At 65.5% G+C, this 15,125-nt stretch carries 14 protein-coding genes; all 14 read right to left on the reverse strand.

Annotation, left to right across the window (positions count from 1 at the left end):
- Positions 1 to 32: 32 nt before the first annotated feature.
- The 14 genes from DJ029_RS12695 to DJ029_RS12760 all read right to left on the reverse strand — a co-directional run bounded on the left by DJ029_RS12695 (position 33) and on the right by DJ029_RS12760 (position 15,110).
- Positions 33 to 986: a Bug family tripartite tricarboxylate transporter substrate binding protein gene (locus tag DJ029_RS12695; RefSeq protein ID WP_112322837.1), complete on the reverse strand. Its 954-nt coding sequence runs from the start codon at positions 984 to 986 to the stop codon at positions 33 to 35.
- A 21-nt stretch (positions 987 to 1,007) separates the two neighbouring features.
- Complete coding sequence (locus tag DJ029_RS12700) at positions 1,008 to 2,507, reverse strand: tripartite tricarboxylate transporter permease (RefSeq protein WP_157966364.1); 1,500 nt, start codon at positions 2,505 to 2,507, stop codon at positions 1,008 to 1,010.
- Positions 2,508 to 2,509: 2 nt separating this feature from the next.
- Entirely contained in the window at positions 2,510 to 2,983 is a 474-nt protein-coding gene (locus tag DJ029_RS12705) for a tripartite tricarboxylate transporter TctB family protein (RefSeq protein ID WP_112322839.1), read from the reverse strand.
- A gap of 343 nt (positions 2,984 to 3,326) precedes the next feature.
- Positions 3,327 to 3,986 carry a GntR family transcriptional regulator gene (locus tag DJ029_RS12710; protein WP_112322840.1) on the reverse strand — a complete coding sequence of 220 codons (660 nt, stop codon included), beginning with the start codon at positions 3,984 to 3,986 and terminating at the stop codon, positions 3,327 to 3,329.
- Between the two features lie 104 nt (positions 3,987 to 4,090).
- Positions 4,091 to 5,455: an amidohydrolase family protein gene (locus DJ029_RS12715; RefSeq protein ID WP_112322841.1), complete on the reverse strand. Its 1,365-nt coding sequence runs from the start codon at positions 5,453 to 5,455 to the stop codon at positions 4,091 to 4,093.
- Between the two features lie 16 nt (positions 5,456 to 5,471).
- The gene (locus DJ029_RS12720) at positions 5,472 to 6,752 is read right to left on the reverse strand and encodes a TRAP transporter large permease (RefSeq protein WP_112322842.1); all 1,281 of its coding nucleotides are present in this window, start codon (positions 6,750 to 6,752) and stop codon (positions 5,472 to 5,474) included.
- Complete coding sequence (locus DJ029_RS12725) at positions 6,749 to 7,306, reverse strand: TRAP transporter small permease (protein WP_157966365.1); 558 nt, start codon at positions 7,304 to 7,306, stop codon at positions 6,749 to 6,751. The genes DJ029_RS12720 and DJ029_RS12725 overlap by 4 nt, the downstream gene beginning before the upstream one ends.
- A complete protein-coding gene (locus tag DJ029_RS12730; protein WP_112322844.1) occupies positions 7,303 to 8,292 on the reverse strand; it encodes a TRAP transporter substrate-binding protein in 990 nt (329 codons plus the stop codon). The genes DJ029_RS12725 and DJ029_RS12730 overlap by 4 nt, the downstream gene beginning before the upstream one ends.
- A 119-nt stretch (positions 8,293 to 8,411) precedes the next feature.
- A complete protein-coding gene (locus DJ029_RS12735) occupies positions 8,412 to 9,164 on the reverse strand; it encodes an aspartate/glutamate racemase family protein (RefSeq protein WP_112322845.1) in 753 nt (250 codons plus the stop codon).
- A 277-nt stretch (positions 9,165 to 9,441) separates the two neighbouring features.
- Entirely contained in the window at positions 9,442 to 11,415 is a 1,974-nt protein-coding gene (locus DJ029_RS12740; RefSeq protein ID WP_112322846.1) for an acetoacetate--CoA ligase, read from the reverse strand.
- A gap of 173 nt (positions 11,416 to 11,588) precedes the next feature.
- Complete coding sequence (locus DJ029_RS12745) at positions 11,589 to 12,125, reverse strand: gamma carbonic anhydrase family protein (protein ID WP_112322847.1); 537 nt, start codon at positions 12,123 to 12,125, stop codon at positions 11,589 to 11,591.
- A gap of 54 nt (positions 12,126 to 12,179) precedes the next feature.
- Entirely contained in the window at positions 12,180 to 13,325 is a 1,146-nt protein-coding gene (locus DJ029_RS12750; RefSeq protein ID WP_112322848.1) for a mandelate racemase/muconate lactonizing enzyme family protein, read from the reverse strand.
- Positions 13,326 to 13,389: 64 nt separating this feature from the next.
- The gene (locus tag DJ029_RS12755; RefSeq protein ID WP_112322849.1) at positions 13,390 to 14,151 is read right to left on the reverse strand and encodes an SDR family NAD(P)-dependent oxidoreductase; all 762 of its coding nucleotides are present in this window, start codon (positions 14,149 to 14,151) and stop codon (positions 13,390 to 13,392) included.
- A gap of 14 nt (positions 14,152 to 14,165) precedes the next feature.
- Positions 14,166 to 15,110, reverse strand: a complete 945-nt coding sequence (locus tag DJ029_RS12760) for a 3-hydroxyacyl-CoA dehydrogenase family protein (RefSeq protein WP_112322986.1) — start codon at positions 15,108 to 15,110, stop codon at positions 14,166 to 14,168.
- Positions 15,111 to 15,125: the final 15 nt, after the last annotated feature.

A 15,125-nucleotide genomic window follows, 5' to 3' on the forward strand; every position in this document is an offset into this window, starting at 1 on the left:
TACCCCGCCGCGGCACGTCTTGCTGGGGAAACTCAGCCGCCGATGGCGTCGTAGAGTTCCTTCAGGTCCTTCTGCTCACGGGCCAGAAGCTCGCCGAAGGCGTCGGCGTCAAGATAGCCGACGCGCGAGTTGATCGTGTTTATCAGGCGCAGGAAACCCTCATCCTGGACCAGGTCGCCAAAGGCGTCACTCATCATCTGGATGCGATCCTCGGGGGTTCCGGCCTTGGCCAGCACACCACGCCAGAAGTGCCAGACGATGTCCACGCCCTCTTCCTGGCACGTCGGCACGTCGGGCAGTTTTTCCCAACGCTCGAGGTCCGTGGCGCAGATCGCCTTCAGCGTCCCCGCCTCGATGTGATCGCCGACCACGCTGGGCGCACCGGCATAGGCCATGGTGTTGCCCCCCAGCACCTGGGCGATGGCGGGTCCGCCGCCGCCGAACTCGATCCCCTTCATCTGCGTGCCGGTCTTCAGCTTGAGCATCTCGAAGGCGACATAGGTGAAGCCGTTCTTGTTGTCAGAGCTATAGACCAGCTTGTCGGGGTTTTCCTTGGCATAGGCGATCATGCCGTCCAGGTCGTCAAAGGGCGCATCCGCCGCCGCAACGAACACCGCGGGCGAGTAGTTGATCCGCGCCACCGGCACGAAGTCATCGATCTCGTAAGGAAGATCCTCGACCTGCGGGCGCAGGGAGTTGATGGTCGGATCCCCGAACAGGACGGTGTAGCCGTCCGCCTCGCCCTGGGCCATTTCAGCCGCCGCGACGACGCCGCCACCCCCGGCCCGGATGACCGAGATCATCGGCTGGCCGAAATAGGCCTCGGCCACCGTGGTGATGATGCCGGCATGCAGCGAGTGCGAGCCGCCCGGCGGATAGGGTGTCACGAAGCGGATCGGCTTTTCCGGAAACTCCTGGGCCAGTGTGGCCGTCGCGCCGAGCGATCCGAGGATCGCCCCCACCGCCAGTCCCATGATTGTACGCATGTCAGTACCTCCTTGTTGTGGTTATTCTTCTGCTGTTCTCGCCCTTGTCCGCTTGCGGAAGGCCTGGAAGGCCATCCACGACAGGACAGTCACGAGGAGAACCACGATGGCCCCGCTGATCGGTCGTGTGACGAAGATCGAGAGGCTGTTGTCGGAAAACACCAGCGACTGACGCAGGGCGCTTTCCAGTCCGGGCGCCAGCAGCATGGCGATCACCAGCGGCGGGATCGGAACATCTGTCTTGCGCATCAGGTAGCCGACGAAACCGCCGCCAACCATGATCACGAGGTCGAAGAAGCTGGAGTTCACGGCGAACGCCCCGGCAAAGCACAGCACGGTGACCAGCGGGTAAAGCAGGCCCGAGGGAACCAGCGTGATCTTTCGCAGGTGGCGAATGGCGAAGAAGCCGAAGATCAGCAGCAGGACGTTGGTCAGCATCAGCAGCACGAACAACCCGTAGACGACGTCGCCCGACTTCTCGAACAGAAGCGGCCCCGGCAGCAGGCCCTGCGCCATGAAGGCGCCCAGCAGCACGGCGGTGATGGTATCGCCGGGGATGCCGAACACCAGCATCGGGATCAGGGCGGCGGGGCAGACGGCGTTGTTGCCGGCTTCAGCCGCGGCGACGCCCTCGATCGAGCCCTTGCCGAATTCCTCGGGCTTCTTGGAGCGCCGCTTGGCCAGGCCGTAGGAAATCCAGCAGGAAATCTCTGCGCCCAGCCCCGGCAGCGCCCCGAGCGTCACGCCAACCCCGGAGGAGCGGAAGATCGTCCTCATGGAGCCTTTTACGTCCTGCCAGGTTGCGCGGGGCTCGTTCTTCTGCTGCCCGACCGCGTCGATGGCCGGAGCGCCGCTTTCGGCCTGAAGCAGGATCTCGCTCAACGCGAACATGCCGATCAGCAGCGGAATGAGGGAAATGCCGCCCATCAGGTCGGGCATTCCGAAGGTATAGCGCATCTGGCCGGTCATCGGCTCCAGCCCGATGATCGCCAGCCCGATCCCGAGCGCGGTACTGATCAGACCCTTGGTCAGGCTGTTGCCGCTGACCGCCGACACCATGGTCAGCGAGAAGAGGAACAGCATCGTGAATTCGGGAGAGCTGAACTTCAGCGCCACCGTCGCCAGCGGCGCGGCCACGAAGATCAGCACCAGCGTGGCCAGCATGTCCGCGATGACCGAGGCGTAGAGGCTCATCTCCAACGCGCGCCTGCCCTGGCCTTTTCGGGCCAGCGCGTGCCCGTCCAGCGCCGTGGCCGCGGCAGCGGCGGTGCCCGGCGTGTTGATCACGATCGCCGGGATGGAGCCGCCGTAGATGGCCCCCTTGTAGATGCCCAGCAGGAAGGGAATCCCGATTGTCGTATCCAGGAAGAAGGTGAACGGGGCGAGCACCGCGACCGCCATGGTCGCCGTCAGTCCCGGCAGCGCGCCGACAACAATGCCGGCCCCCAGCCCGAGGACGGCCGCGCCGATGCTTTCGGGGGTCATGATAAGGGCAAGGCCCTGGGCAAGCAGGTCCAGCATGGTCAGAAAATCCATCCGTGAGGCAGCAGGATCCGCAGCACCTTCTCAAACAGAAGGTAGACGCAGACCGGGAAGAAAAGCGCGGAAAGCAGAATGAGGCGCACGTTCCGGTAGTTCAGAAGCGGCGCCATCACGAGGATCAGGGCCATGGAGGAAATCACCATCCCGATGGTCCTGATCGCGATGACATAGACGACCAGAAGGGCCGCTATGGACAGCAACCGCACGATGCCGTCCCGGCCGAGGAAGAACGGGCCCGTATCCTCGGGCGCGCCGCGCAGGTGGCTCTGAACCGCAAGCGTTGCGCCGCACAGGATAAGGAAGACGCCGCTGAGGATCGGAAAGAATGCCGGCGAGTCCATGTTCGATACATCGGCCAGCCGGGCGCCGGATATCTGAACCGGCAAAAGCAGTAGTATCCCGGTCCCGACCGCGAATGCCGCGACTGCAACGGCCATGTCTGCGCTAAAGCGCATTGGCGGTGCCCTCCCTGTTTTTTTACGGCCACAGAATCAGCATGGCCTTTGTTGTTGGCTCGATCCTAACAAACGGTAATATTTAATACAATATTATATCTAGCATAGAGGCACCCCCGCTTTGCCCCATGATACAAAGGGGCGACGGGCGTTTTTGCGTAAGAAAAAGGCCCTTCCGGCGCGCACGGAACCGCGGGCGAGCGGTACCTGGGCGGCCCGGATGCGCCGTGCGGCGAGAGTAAATGAAGGAAAGATAATCGCGCGGCGGGCGGCCGGTCAGATCAGCGCAACGCCCCCTTCCCCACGGTGGATGGCGGCAGGTTCCGCCGCCATCACGCGGGTGTCACGCAGGGTCCTGAAAGTTGGTTACCTGCTCGATGACCGACACGGCGGTGCGCTCGTTATGCTCGCGCAGGAGCCTGCCGAAAGTGGCGGCGTCACGCGCGAGTAGCGCCTGCATGAACGCCTCATGCTCCTGCATGGATTCGTTCAACCGCAGCGTATCCGCGTTGGCGAAGGCCCGGGCCCGCATGATCTTGCGCATCTGCAATTCACAGAAGGTCGCCAGAACGTCGTTCCCGGTCAGCCGGACCAGCGCGATGTGGATCGCGAGGTTCGTCTTGAAGTAGCGGGTGCGATCCCCGGCGTCGTGGCAGGCGCGCATCGTCTCGTGCAGCTGCACGATGTCCTGGATCTGCCGGTCGGTGGCGCGTTCGACCACCAGCCGCCCGATCAGCTCTTCGAGATGCGACAGCACCTCGAAGACCTCGGCCACGTCCTCCACCCGGATGGCCGAGATGAAGCAGCCCCGGTTAGGGATCAGCTCCACCAGCCCTTCGGAGGCGAGGACCTTGAACGCCTCGCGCAGCGGTGTGCGGGAGACCTGGAATTCCTCGCACAGCTCCCCCTCGGCCACGCGGTCGCCGGGCAGAAGCTCGCCGTCGATGATCATCTCCCGGATCGAGGTGACCAGTTCGTCGTGGAGAGAGCGCCGTCGGGCCATGGCTCAGATCCCGTCCTGCTGCGGAACCGAAACCGTCCCGGATTGACTTTGCGCGTTTATGCGGGAAACCCGGACCACTTGCCAGCCCCGACAGGCGCGCCGCGTCAGGCCCCGGCGGGCTGCGCCGCGGCTTCCGCGCGGGCGCGTTCCCACAGGGACTTGGCGGCCTTCTCGGCGGCTTCGATCACGGCCATACGGTCCACCTTCACAGGCTCACCGGCCTCGACCACGATTTCGCCGTCGACGATCACCGTTTCCACGTCACGCCCGTGGGCCGTGTGCACCAGGTTGCCCAGCACGTCGGTCCAGGGCACCAGGTGGGGCCGGCGGAAGTCGAAGACCACGACATCGGCGCGCTTGCCGACCTCGATCGAGCCAAGCTCGTCTTCCAGGCCGAGGGCGCGCGCGCCGCCGATGGTCGCCGCCTCGAACACGGTGGAGGGCTGCCAGTCGTCGGTGATCCCGTGCTGCTGAAGCCGCCCCGAGCACAGCGCCCAACGCATCAGCTCGACCATGTCGGCATGCATGTTGTCCGTGGACAGCGCCAGGCGCATGCCCGCGTCACGCAGCTTCGTGGTGGGGGCCAGGCAGCCGTGGGTCTGGTTGCCCTTGGCGATATGGGCGATGTTCGCCTTCGCCGCACCCATGCGCTGGATGTCGCTGTCGGTGACGTGGATGCAGTGGGCCGCGATCAGCTTGTCGTCCAGAAGGCCCAGGTCCTCCAGCAGTTCGGGCGGCGTCATGCCGTCGCGCTGGCGGATGAAATCCACCTCGACCTTGCTTTGGGACACGTGGGTGTTGATGCGCAGCCCCTTCTCGTCTCGGTACTCGCGCACCTTTCGCAGCAGGTCCGGCGAACAAGTGTCCGGCGCATGGGGGGCAAGAACGACGCCCGTGCGCAAGGTCTTGGTGTCATGGAACCGGTCGACCAGGTCACTCGCCAGGCCCATGGTCCATTCGCCGATCCTGGTGTGGTACTCCCACTCGCCAAGGTGCACGCGGGTGAAGTCCACGTCGTGGATGCGCCCGCAGCCCCAGGCCCGGATGCCGGTTTGCGCCGACGCCTCGATCGCCAGGTCCTGGTGGGTGAAGCTGTCGTTGATGAGGGTCGAGCCGAAGCAGAGCGCCTCCAACGCGCCGAGTTGCGCCAGGGCGACGGCCTCCTCCTCGGTCACGTCGTGGCCGTGGGGGACGCCCATCGTGTAGGCCGGCGCAAATCCCATGTCCTCGGCCACACCGCGCACCATGCTGAGGATCGCATGGGTGTGCACGTTGACGAAGCCGGGGGTGACGACCCGCCCCTCGCCCGGGATGACACGCATGTCGCTGGTGTCAAAGGCGGGGGGCTGGTCGTGGATTGCGGCAATCCGGTTGTCGCGGATTTCAATCCATCCGCGCTGGATGACCGGGCGCTTCGGATCCGACGTAAGGATCGTCGCGCCGTCGATCAGGATCGGTGTGTTGGTCATTTCAGTCAGTACCCAATCAGAAGCCAAAGAAGTCCGGCAGCCACAGCACCAGTTGCGGGAAGGCGATACACAGCCCCAGCATGCCGAACTGAACGGCGACAAACGGCAGGGATTCACGCGTCATCACGCTCATCGGCACCCGTGTGATCCCGCTCATCACGAACAGCAGCACACCCACGGGCGGCGTCATCATGCCGACCACCAGGTTGTACATGAACAGGAACCCGAAGAAGAGCGGGTCGATGCCGTACTGGATGGCAAGCGGCGCGAACAGCGGCACCAGCATGATGTAGGCGGCGTTCGACTCGATCAGCATGCCCACGAAAAGCAGCATGATCATCACCAGCGTGATGAACACGACCGGATCCTCGGTGAAGCCGGTGATCAGGTTCGACAGGCGCATCGGCACCAGGTCAAGCGTGAAGACGAAGGTCACGAGCGCCGCGAAGGCGATCAGCGCACCCACCATGGCCGCCATCACCGCCGCGCGGAACAGGCAGCCCGGCAGGTCCGAGATCTTGAGCCTGCGGGTGACGAACAGGCCGATGACCACCGCGTAGACCACGGCGATCGCCGCGCCCTCGGTCGCGGTGAAGGCCCCGCCGACGATACCGCCGACGACGATCACCGGCATCATCAGGATCAGCCCGGCGCGGCGCGTTTCGATCAGCGCGTTGCGAAAGGAAAACGGCGTGCCGCTCAGCTCGTAGCCACGGCGATAGGCGATGAAGCTGGCCAGCGCCATGAAGCTGAGCGTCAGCAGGATGCCCGGCACGATCCCGGCCATGAACATCCCCCCGACCGAAACGGACGATCCCGCCATCAGCGCATAGACGATCATCGCGTTGGAGGGCGGAATGACCGGCCCGAGGTTCGCCGCAGAGGCGATCACCGCGCTGGAAAACCCGTCGGGATAGGATTTGCGCAGCGCCGGAACCAGCGTCGAGCCGAGCGCACTGGCCGAGGCGACCGCCGCACCGCTGACCGAGGCGAAGACCATGCCCGCAAGGATGGTGACATGCGCCACCCCGCCGTGGACCCGCCCGACAAGCGAGTTCGCGAAGCCGATCAGCCGGTCCACGATGCCGGCTTTCACCATCAGTTCACCCGCCAGCATGAACAGCGGGATCGCCATCAGCGGGAAGGAGTTGACCGCAAACATCATGCGCTGCGGCACGACGACCAGGTCGAACCCGGAATAGACCAGCGCCGCCAGCGCGCCGAGGCCGATGGCAAAGGCCAGCGGGGTTCCGATGATCGCGAAGATTGCAAAGACACTTAGCGCGACAAGGCTCATGGATTTCCCTCTTCAAGGGTTGCGTCCGCTTCCCAGATCCGCGGTCCGCAGACCAGCAGAAGGGCAAGATGCAGAACCGAATGACAGGCACAGATCAGCACCGGGATGTAATACAGCGCGGCCGTCACGGGCAGCGTCGGCATCAGCTCGTTCCACTTGTCCGAGGTCGCGCCGAGGGCGGTCACGAAGACCGCGATCATCAGGATCATGCCGGCCAGAGCGGAAATGCGCTGCGCGATATCCTGTCCCATCCTGGGCATCATCCGAAGGAAAATGTCGATTCCCACATGCACACCGCTGCGGATGCCATGGGGCAGTGCGAGGAACATGGACCAGACGAAGAACAGCCGGGAAAGCTCGTCCGCGGCGTCGATCGAGGAGTCCATGATATAGCGCTGGAAAACCTGGGCGGCGACCAGGGCGGCCATGCCGCCCATGCTGCCCACGATGACCCACATCGACACCTTGTCGATGATATCCACCCCCCGCCGCGCGAGGGCGGGAAAGCCGGTCAAAACCGGCTTTCCCGTTGTGTTGGAATGAAGTGGGCTCACTTCGCGATCTCCGACAGCACCAGGTCGATGACCGCGGGATCGATGCGCTCTTTCAGCTGGGCGGCGATCCCCGACGTGGCTTCACGCAAGCGGGCACGCTCTTCGTCCGGCAGGGGATCGAACTGCATGCCTTCGGCGATCAGCTTCTCGCGGAACTCCAGGTCGAGGCGGGCGGCCTCGGCGCGCTGCCACTCGACGGCCTTGCGCATCGCGGTGCGCACGGCGTTCTGGTGCTCTTCGGACAGGTTGTTGAAGGCGTCGGCATTGGCGACCACGTTGATGAAGTCAAAGAAGTGGCCGGTGTCCGACAGGTAGTCCTGTACCTCGAAGAAGCGGCGGGTGTAGATGATGTTGTAGGGGTTTTCCTGCCCGTCCAACACGCCCTGCTGCAGTGCGGAGTACAGCTCGGACACGTCCAGCGACTGCGGGTTCGACCCGATCGCGCGGAAGGTATCGAGGTGCACCTCGTTCGGCTGAAGGCGGAACTTGAGCCCCTCGAACGCTTCCAGCGACGTCAGCGGACGCACGTTGTTCGTGGCGTGGCGGAAGCCGAGTTCCATGTAGCCGAGGTTCTCGAAGCCAGCTTCGCGCAGCGCGTTATCCATGGTTTCGCCGACCGGGCCGTCCATCACCTCGAACGCCTTTTCGCGGCTGTCGAAGATGAAGGGAAGGCTGACCGCCTCCAGCTCAGGCACGGAACGGGTGAAATAGGCGATGGAGGTGAACACGGCGAAGATCGCGCCGGAGCGCACCTGGTCCACGTTCTGCTGCGCGCCGCCCAGCTGCATCGCCGGGAAGTTCTGCACGACGATATCGCCGTTGGTCAGCGCCTCGACCTCGTCCTTGAAGACTTTCATGGCGCCGGTCGCGGTATGCTCTTCGGGGAAGTTGCCCGCGATGCGCAAGGTCGTCTGGGCAGACACAGCGCCCGCGATCAGCGGCATGCACAGGCTGATACCAGCCAAAGTTGACAGAAATTTATTCATTATGGTTCCTTTCCATTGCTCCCTGAGGTTCTGCCGTCACCGACGGCACTTTAGTTCGGCTACTCGTGGCGTCTGCCCTCCGTTCATTGAGCTTTCCCGGCGTTGGGCCGGAAAGCGGATTAAAGCGCCTGCCCCCGTGCGAGCACGTCCGACAGACATGCCGAAAGCCCGGTGGAAGACTTGGGAATGGGTTTGCTCGCCCGCGAGGCGAGAACCTGGCGGCTGGTCAGCTTCGCCAGCGAGATGGCCTGCACCGTCGCCGCCGCGATCGGGTCGACCACCGGCGCGGGAATGTCCTTTTGCAGGTCCTGGGACAAGCCGGCCAGCGGCGCGCCGCCCAGGATGATCACATCCGCCCCGTCGTGTTTCACGGCATCGCAGGCGAGCTTGACGATCTCGCTGCGCAGGTCGAGATGCGCGCGCCCGACATCCTGGAAATGCTCGTCCGGGGTGCGCACCCCGGCGAAACGCCCGTCCAGCCCCACCGCCCGGCTGCAATCCGCATACCAGCGGCGCATGACCGGAGAGAAGGTGACGATGGAAAACCGCTCGCCCAGCATCGCCGCGTGCAGGATCGCCGCCTCGGCCATTCCCACGATCGGGATGTCGAAGGACTCCCGCGCGCCGATCAGCCCGGGGTCGCCGAAGGCCGCGATGATCGCGGCGTCCGCATCGTGACTGTGTTCGGCCAGCATCTCGTAGCTGATGGCGCCGGCAATCTGCGCTTCCGTGCGGGACGCAATGTAGGGAAAACCGCGCGGGGCGGTCAGGGGCACGATCTGGGCATCGCTTCCCGCGACGTCCTGCGCGATTTCCGACATGCGGTCGGTCAGGGCCTCGGTCGTGTTCGGATTGAGCAGCAGTATCTTCATGTCGTGCCACACTCTCCTGCGTTGAAAGCCGCTGTCTTCAACCATTTCACCATGATCTACCACGCCTTAAAATATGATATTGTATGCAATATTATTGCCGAAAAAGCCTCACAAGTCACCAATTTTTAATCGTTTTTTATCAGGAGGTTGATTTTATTCCACCCAAGGACGCGGCGCCCGGCGCGGGCCGAGAATCAATGTGCCGGACCGCGCGAAACGGGCGAAATCGGCGCCGGGGTCGCCCGCTAGGCATCGGCCCGCGGAGCCGTTTATCGTCCTATGGCTGGCGCAACGCGGGGATGTCGCGGAAACACTCCAGCGCCTGCGGGTTGGCAAGGGAATCCGTGTTCTTCACCGCCCGCCCATGCACGACGTCGCGCACCGCGAGTTCGGTGACCTTGCCGCTCTTGGTGCGCGGAATGTCGTCCACCGCCAGCACCAGGGCCGGAACATGGCGCGGTGACGAGCCCGAGCGGATCGCCGCCTTGATCCGCGCGACCAGCGCATCGCTCAGCTCTCCGCCGTCTTTCAGCGTCACGAAAAGGATCACGCGCACGTCGTCGCCGGTATCCTGGCCGATCACCACCGCCTCGCGCACCTCAGGGAACTTCTCGACCTCGGCGTAGATCTCGGCCGTACCGATCCTGATACCGCCCGGGTTGAGCGTGGCGTCGGATCGCCCGTGGATCACGAAACCGCCCGCCGCGCGGCGCTCGGCGAAGTCGCCCTGGCACCAGATGCCGGAGAAACGCTCGAAATAGGCGGCGCGGTAGCGGGCCCCGTCATCATCCCCCCAGAAGCCCAGCGGCATGGACGGAAACGGCGCGGTGCAGACCAGTTCGCCCTTCTCGCCATCCGCCGCCGGGGTGCCGCCCTCGGTCCAGACGTCCACCGCAAGCGCGAAGCCCGCGCGCTGGATCTCGCCTCGGCGAACCGGCGTGGTCGGGTCACCTGCGACGAAACAGGAAACGATATCCGTGCCGCCCGAAATCGAGGCAAGGTGCAGGTCGGACTTTATCGCCCCGTAGACGTAATCGTAGCTGTCCCCCACCAGCGGCGAGCCGGTCGACAGCATCGCGCGCAGCGGCGTCAGGTCGTGGAGCGCCCCGGGGCGGAAACCGGCCTTGCGAAGGCTGTCGATATACTTGGCGGAGGTCCCGAAATGGGTCATCCGCTCATCGCTGGCGTAGTCGAACAACACCTCGGGGCCGGGATGGAAGGGCGAGCCGTCGTAAAGCAGCACCGTCGCGCCCTGCGCCAGCCCAGAGACGAGCCAGTTCCACATCATCCATCCAAGCGTGGTGAAATAGAACAGCCGGTCGCGCGGCGTCACGTCCGTATGCAAAGCGTGTTCCTTCAGGTGCTGCAACAGCACCCCGCCAGCCCGGTGCAGGATGCACTTCGGCGCGCCCGTGGTGCCGGATGAAAACAGGATGTAGAGCGGATGATCGAACGGCATCCGCCGAAAGGTCAGCGGGCGCGCGGGCACTGCCGACTCGAAAGCCGCGAAGGTGATCCCGTTGTGCAGGCCGCCCGCCACCTCCTCCGCGTCGCCAAGGTAGTCGATCACCACCGTCCGGCTGAGCGAGGGCAGCTGCTGCACGATCGCCCCCAGCTTTTGCGAGACGTCGATGCGCTTGCCCGCGTACCAGTAGCCATCCGTCGCGAACAGCACCTTGGGCGCGATCTGCCCGAACCTGTCGAGCACGGCGCGGGCCCCGAAGTCGGGCGAGGCCGAGCACCACACCGCGCCCAGCGAAACCGCCGCGAGCATGGCCGCCACCGCCTCGGGGCGATTGGGCAGAAGCCCCGCGACACGGTCCCCCGGCCCGACACCGGCGTCCTGAAGCGCCTGCTGCAAGCGCGAGACATGGGTTTCAAGCTCACCCCAGCTCCAGCGCAGCTGCACCTTATCCTCGCCCCGGAACACAAGCGCCGCCGCGTCCGCGTCGCGCGGCCCGCCAAGGCGCAGAAGGTTCTCGGCAAAGTTCAGCGCCGCCCCGGGAAAGAAGCGCGCGCCGAGCATGTCGCCTTCGGTGATGAAAGGCCCCTGCCCCTTGGCCCCGATCACGCCCGCATGATCCCAGAGCGCGCTCCAGAACGCCTCGGGGGCGCTCAGCGCCAGCCGCGCCAGGTCGTCACCACCCGCGACAGAGCCGCCGATACGCTGGCACAGGAAATTGCCGAACTGCACGATCCCTGATGACGCGATTCGCCCCTCCGAGGGCGTCCAGAGAATATCGTCGCTCATGTGCGCTCTCCCTTTTCCCGGTGTGTTGCGACGGCCCCGCCACCGGGGGCCGTAAGCGTTGCCATGCCCGTCCGTCAGCGAAGCCCCCCTTGCGCGGCGTCACGATCCAGAATGCGGGCAAGGTGGCCATGGCGCAATCGCGGGCGCGCGCGGACGAAGGCCGTCCTGTCCCGTCAGGCTTCGCCCACCTCGCGCATGGTCTCCGCGAAGCGGCGGGCTTTCCTGACGTAGTTCGCGGCCGGAGTTTTCAGCCGCGCCCTGCCCTTTTCATCCAGCTGCCGGACGACCTTGCCGGGGCTGCCGAGGACAAGGCTGCCGTCGGGAATCTCGGCCCCCTCGGTGATCAGCGCCCCTGCGCCGATCAGGCAGTTCTTGCCGATCCGCGCACCGTTCAGGACGATGGCGCCCATCCCGATCAGCGAGCCGTCACCGATGGTGCAGCCGTGAACGATCGCCCGGTGACCGATGGTCACGTCACTGCCGACCGTCACCGGAAACCCCGGATCGGTATGGATCATCACATGCTCCTGGACGTTGCTGCGGGGGCCGATGGCGATCTGCTCGTTATCCCCGCGCAGGACGGCGCCGAACCAGATGCCGACATCTTCCCCGAGCGTGACATTGCCGATCACCGAGGCATCCGGTGCGATCCAGAGGCGATCCTTTTCGGGCAGTTGCGGCTGGTGATCCTCGAAAACATAGACGGGCATTGGGGTTCCTCGCAGGTAACGGTCGGGCTTGGTCAGGACGGGCCGGGCGGCCTGTCAGTGAATCTCGCGGTGAAGGGTCTCGTAGGGAAGCAGCGCTTCGGGGATCCGCTCAACGCCCAGGCCCGGCGCCTGCGAACAGGTCCACATGCCGCCGTCCACCGGCTCCGCGTCGCCATAGAATGCGGTGCGCAGCGGGTTCGGGTTCACGTCGACCTCCAGCGCGCCGTCCCCGCCGACCGCAGCAAGAAGCTCGGCCGAGGCGGTCAGCCCGAGGCCCCCGCCCAGAAAATGCGGGCAATAGCGCCGGTCCGCCCCGATCGCGGCCTGCGCGACCTCAAGACAGCCCGTGATGCCGCCCCATTTCGCCACATCCGGCTGGATAACCCGCAGCGAGCCTGCCGCGATGGCGTCGGAAAACTCCTGCGTGCCGGCGAGGTTTTCGCCCCCCGCCAGCGTCACCCGGCTGAGCGCGGCAAGCTCGGCCCAGGTCGACGGGGCGGAAAAGACCGGGATCGGCTCTTCCAGCCACTCCAGGGGTATCTCGCCCAGGTCCGACAGGAACGCCGCCGCGGCACCGAAATCCCAGGCCTGGTTGGCGTCGGCGGCAAGCTTCTCACCAGCGTCCAGCGCCCCGTGGACGGCGCGCAACGCGGCGATATCCGCCGCGCGGTCAAAGCCGACCTTGAGCTTGAACATGCGATAGCCCGCGGCGCGCGCCGCCGGAACCATCCTGGCCGCCGCGCTGACCTGGATACCGCTGGCATAGGTCGGCACCCGGTCCGGCGCGTTGTCGTTTATGAAGTGCCGCAGGGGCTTGCCCGCCCGGCGCGCGAACAGGTCCCACAGCGCCATGTCGACACCGGCAATCACCTGGCGGAACGGGCCCTGCTCGCCGCATTGCACGGCGCGGATATGGGAGTCCCGTTCGAGCGGGTGGAAAAGAACGCCCGGCTCACTGACCTTGCGCCCCAGGATCAGGGGCGCGAGGTCTTTTTCCAGCAGATTCACCCGGTGCTCCGCCCCTGCCGCGGGCCAGTTCGCCCATATCTCCCCCCAGCCGAAGGCGCCGTCCCGGTCCTCGATCCGAACGAATACGGCGGGCCGGTCGTACATCAGGCCGAATGACGTGGCGACCGGCGACTCGACCGGGCTGCGAAAGGCCCATGCGTCTATGCGGGCGATATGCACTGAGGCATCCATAGGGGAACGTCCTTCTTCTTTCGGAGGGAGAGGGGGCCGGGCCCGTCGCGGACCCGGTGAGCGCTCAGAGCGTGAAGCCGCCGTCGATGATCAGGGACTGGCCCGTGATGTTCGCGGCACCGGCGCAGAGGAAGAAGATAGCCTCGGCCACATCCTCGGGCTCCGAGCGGCGCCCGAGCACGGATTTCTCCTCGACCGAGCGCTTCTTTTCCTCGCTCCAGGCATCGGTCCACGGGCTGCGCACCTGGGAGGGGGCAACCGCATTCACGCGGACTTCCGGGCCCATGCCCCGCGCGAGCGAGCGCGTCAGGCTGACCAGCCCGGATTTGCTGGCGGCATAGGCGGTGGAGCTTCCCTGCTGGCCCATGCCGGCGGCCGAGGCGGTATTCACGATCGCACCCTTCGACGCGCGCAGCGCGGGCGCGGCGGCCCGGGCGCAGCGGAACGGGCCGATCAGGTTCGTCTGAAGGACGGCAGACCACAACCCCTCGGTCATCGCGTCCAGGTCCTGCGGCGGTATCGGCTGCGGCGTGCCGGAGGTGCCCGCGTTGTTGATCAGGTAGTCGAGCCCGCCGAGCGCCTCGATCGCCGCGGCGACCATCTCTTCGGCCGACCCTGCCTTGGACACGTCGCCCGGAACGGGGATCACGTCCAGGTTTTCGCCCTGCAGGCGTTCGGCCTGACGCACCCCAGCCTCGTCGCCCGGCAGGTGGTTCAGGGCCACGCGCGCCCCGGCGCGGGCGAACATCTCGACGGTGGCCAGTCCGATCCCGGACGCCCCACCCGTAACAAGGACGCGTTTGCCGGTAAGATCTGCAGTAATCATTCAGGTATCCTCTTTCAGTCTTGGTCGATCGCCGCGATGGCGGCCTTGAGTTTCAAAAGTTTGAGATCGCGCGCCCGGAGCAGGTCCTCGGGCTTCGCATCGTCGTAGTCGTAAAATCCCGCGCCGCTTTTCACGCCGGTGCGCCCCGCATCGATCAGCCGATCAAGGGTGGCCGAGCCGCCCGTCGCCCGGGGCGGTTCATAGGTCCGGGCGCGCAAGCCATTGCGCATCATCTCAAGCCCCGTGAAGTCCGCCTTGCGCATGTGCCCCAGCAGTGCCATGCGCGCGGCAAGCCCGTCGCGCACCGCCATGTCGATCTGCTCGGGGGTGGCCATGCCCTCGTCGATCAGCCTGAGGCATTCGAGGTTGAGCGCGGCCTGAAGCCGGTTGGCGATGTAGCCCGGCAGGAACCGCTCGAACACCAGCACCGCCTTGCCGCACGCTTCGTACAGGTCCTGCACGCGGTGCATCACCTCGGGGTCGCACTCCGGCGCGGGCACCAGGTCCACGAGATCGATGATGTAGGGCGGCGTATACCAATGCGCGATGAGGGCGCGGGTCCGGCGCCGCTCGGGGATCAGGGGGAACACATCCAGAAACGAGGTATTGCTCGCCAGAACTGCGTCCACGGAGGCAAGGCGGTCAATCTCGGCGAAAAGTGCGGATTTCACGTCAGCGTTTTCCACCACCGCCTCGACGATCAACTCGCTGCCATCCAGCGCCTCAGCAAGGCTGGACACCGGCTGGATGCGGGCCTGCGCCGCTGCGGCCTCGGCGGTGCTGATCGTCCCCGCTTCCGCCAGGGTTTCCAGCGCCGCACCGATCCGCCCTTGCGCCACACTCAACGTCGGCGCGTGGGTGTCGGTCAGCCTGACGGCACATCCGCCCAAGGCGTGAACCACGGCAAGCGCGTGCCCCATCGTTCCGGCACCGAGCACGCTTACAGTCTGAAAAGTCATGGAATTCTTCCCCTT

This window comes from Oceanibium sediminis (assembly GCF_003265325.1).
GTDB classification, from domain to species: domain Bacteria; phylum Pseudomonadota; class Alphaproteobacteria; order Rhodobacterales; family Rhodobacteraceae; genus Halovulum; species Halovulum sediminis.